This is a genomic window from Myroides sp. LoEW2-1, assembly GCF_009767705.1.
Taxonomy (GTDB): Bacteria; Bacteroidota; Bacteroidia; order Flavobacteriales; family Flavobacteriaceae; genus Flavobacterium; species Flavobacterium album_A.
Genome location: NZ_WSPP01000159.1, coordinates 1 through 3,642, shown reverse-complemented (window position 1 = coordinate 3,642; position 3,642 = coordinate 1). Strand labels below are relative to the sequence as shown.

The 3,642-nt window shown below is 34.5% G+C and carries 2 protein-coding genes; both read left to right on the top strand.

Translation table 11 applies throughout. The features are described from left to right. Positions 1–241 precede the first annotated feature (241 nt). Positions 242–1,474: an OmpA family protein gene (locus GOQ24_RS09665; RefSeq protein WP_155092455.1), complete on the top strand. Its 1,233-nt coding sequence runs from the start codon at positions 242–244 to the stop codon at positions 1,472–1,474. A gap of 103 nt (positions 1,475–1,577) precedes the next feature. Next, positions 1,578–3,563, top strand: coding sequence for an excinuclease ABC subunit UvrB (uvrB, locus tag GOQ24_RS09660; protein WP_155092454.1), 1,986 nt, complete (start codon positions 1,578–1,580; stop codon positions 3,561–3,563). Positions 3,564–3,642 lie beyond the last annotated feature (79 nt).

The window sequence follows — 3,642 nt, the reverse complement described above, 5'->3', positions numbered from 1 at the left end:
ACTTTTACTTCAGTATTTTCTTTCTTAAGTAAAACAATGTCAACAGTGACAAATATTTTTGAGATATAAGACATATATGATTTTAATAAATTTAATTAGTCAATTTCTGCGTGTTTTTTATAAAAAACTTCAAAAAATAAAGATAATCAAAATCTTTCTATTATATTTGCCTTGTAAAGCAATTAGTAAAAAGTGAGATAAATGAATAATCTTACTTTTAAAGGAAATTAAAATGATAACTATGAAAAAATTAACATTACCGTTATTAGCTTCTCTATTTGTATTTGGTACTGCTTCTGCGCAGGACTATAACAAATGGTCTATTGATTTAAATGGTGGTTTTGCAAAACCTGCAAGAACTCTTTCACCAGGATTTGCTGGAGAAACATTTAAAAATATGCACTTAGATGGAGGTGTACGTTATAGTATCAACAACAAATTTGGTGTTAAAGCATCATTTGGATACGATAGACTTAATGAGTGGACTAACAAGGCTGACATTGAGACAAACCACTACAGAACAAGTTTAGAAGGAGTTGTAAATTTAGGTAGAGTATTAAACTTCGAAAGCTGGACTAGTGTATTAAATGCACAAGTACACGCAGGGGGGGGATACTCTTGGATGAATGGAGACAAATTCAGTGGAACTGATAACATGGGACACTTAATGGCTGGTTTAACTGGACAAATTAAAGTTCACCGTAGAATCGCTTTAAACGCTGACTTTACTGTTATTCAAAGTTTACAACAAAACAATAACTGGGACGGTGTAACTGCAACTAATAGATCTGTATTCCAAGGAACTATGTTCAACGCAACTGTTGGGGTTTCTGTTTATCTTGGAAAACACGCTCAACATGCTGACTGGTATGCTGAAGCTGCTAAAGAAAACGAAGTTATTGCTGAGTTAACTAACAGATTAACTAAAATCGAGAATGATCTTAAAGACACTGACAATGACGGTGTGCCAGATTATTTAGATTTAGAACCTAATACACCTGCAAACACTTTAGTTGATTCTAAAGGAAGAAGTATCGATTCTAACAACAATGGTATCGCTGATAACATTGAGAAATTTATCGATGAGAAATATGGTGATTTAAACAAAGGAGTTAGTGCTGATGACGCTGCAATGATCAAAGAATTAGTAAACAAAGGATATGTTGCTGCTTACTTTGACTTTGATAAAGCTCAACCAACAACTGTTGACGGAATCAACTTTATCGTTAACTACTTAAGAAACAATCCATCTGCTTCTGTTGAAGTTATCGGATATGCTGATGCAGTAGGTAACAAAGATTACAACAATAAATTATCTGAAAGACGTGCAAACGCTGTTAAAGATATCATTGTAAAATCTGGAGTTAGCGCTTCTAAAGTTTCTGCTAAAGGAAACGGAATCGATGACGCTGTTTCTAAAGATTCAGCTGCAGCTCGTAAGATTGCAAGAAAAGTTGTTTTCAAAATCAACTAATTAAATTAAAACATTCTGTTTTTATATAGAAAGCGCAAGGTAACTCTTGCGCTTTTTTGCTTTATATTAACTAACTTTGCATATTCTATTATACCGTTTGAATATGAAGTTTGAAGTTAAATCAGATTACAACCCTACTGGAGATCAACCCCAAGCAATACAAAAGCTAAGTAAAGGAATACTTGACGATGAAAAATATCAGACTTTAGTCGGAGTGACTGGTTCAGGTAAAACATTCACAGTAGCCAATGTTATCCAAGAAGTACAACGCCCTACTCTTGTACTTGCGCACAATAAAACACTTGCAGCACAATTGTATTCAGAGTTCAAAAGCTTTTTTCCTAATAATGCAGTGGAATACTTTGTCTCTTACTATGATTACTATCAACCAGAAGCATTTATACCTGTTACAGGACAATATATAGAGAAAGACTTATCAATAAACGAGGAATTGGAGAAAATGCGTCTAAGCACCACCTCTGCCCTTTTATCAGGACGCAGAGATATATTGGTAGTCGCATCAGTATCGTGTCTTTATGGTATAGGAAATCCTACAGAATTTCAAAAGAATGTTATTTCTTTAGAATTAGATCAGCAGATAAGTAGAACTAAACTATTACATAAATTAGTTCAAAGTCTATATTCAAGAACAGAAGCTGATTTTACACCAGGAAACTTTAGAATCAAAGGAGACACTGTCGAAATATTTCCAAGTTATGCAGACGATCCTTTCCGAATTCACTTTTTTGGCGATGAGATTGAAGATATTGAAGTATTTGATAAGAACACTTCTCAAGTAATTGAAAAATACACACAACTGACCATCTATCCCGCAAATATGTTTGTTACTTCTCCCGATGTACTACAAAAAGCCATTTGGGAAATACAACAAGATATGGTAAAACAAGTAGAGTATTTCAAAGAAATTGGAAAACACCTCGAAGCAAAAAGGCTGGAAGAAAGAACGAATTTCGACCTTGAAATGATACGCGAATTAGGCTATTGTTCTGGTATAGAAAATTACTCAAGATACCTGGATGGCAGAGACCCTGGGACTCGCCCTTTCTGCTTATTAGATTATTTTCCAAAAGATTACTTGATGGTTATTGACGAAAGTCACGTAACAGTTTCACAAGTACACGCAATGTATGGAGGCGATAGATCAAGAAAAGAAAACTTGGTAGAATACGGTTTTAGATTACCAGCAGCTTTAGATAACAGACCTTTAAAATTTGAGGAGTTTGAGGCTATGCAGAATCAAGTCGTATATGTTTCGGCCACTCCTGCAGATTACGAATTACAAAAATCAGAAGGTATATATGTAGAGCAATTGATTAGACCGACAGGCCTTCTAGACCCTATTATAGAAGTACGACCAACCGAAAATCAAATTGATGATCTAATCAACGAAATACAAGAGAGAGTTGAAGTAGACGAAAGAATTCTTGTTACTACACTAACCAAAAGAATGGCAGAGGAACTTGCTAAATACTTTACCAAAGTTGGTGTTAGATGTAGATATGTACACTCAGATATTGACACCCTTGAAAGAGTTGAAATCATGCAAGATCTGAGAAAAGGATTATTTGATGTACTAATCGGAGTGAACTTGCTTAGAGAGGGATTAGACTTACCTGAAGTTTCCCTTGTAGCTATTTTGGATGCGGACAAAGAAGGGTTCCTAAGAAGTCACAGGTCACTTACTCAAACAGTTGGTAGAGCAGCCCGAAACGTTCATGGAAAAGCAATCATGTATGCAGACAAAATTACCGATAGCATGCAGAAAACTATTGACGAAACAAATTATCGCCGAAGCAAACAAATTGAGTACAACACCAAAAATAAGATAACTCCTCAGGCTATTCACAAGAAGATTGGAAGTGATTTACTAAAACCTACTTATGAAGAAAACCAACAAGCTATCTTGCAAAAAGCTGCAGAAAATGAAATAAAATACAAGTCAAAAGCAGATATAGAAAAAATGATTAGAGAGAAAAGAAAGGAAATGGAAAAGGCTGCGAAAGATCTTGACTTTATAAATGCTGCTCGTTTAAGAGATGAAATAAAAGCTTTAAAAGACAAACTGTAAATATTTTACTTACCTTTGCAAAAATCAGAGAGAATGAACAATAACGATATATTAAAAAAGCTGAGAGTCGCATTGCAAT

Excerpts from the sequence above, each read along its gene's own strand:
- GOQ24_RS09665 (WP_155092455.1), top strand. The coding sequence starts at position 242 with ATGAAAAAATTAACATTACCGTTATTAGCTTCTCTATTTGTATTTGGT.
- uvrB (WP_155092454.1), top strand. The coding sequence starts at position 1,578 with ATGAAGTTTGAAGTTAAATCAGATTACAACCCTACTGGAGATCAACCC.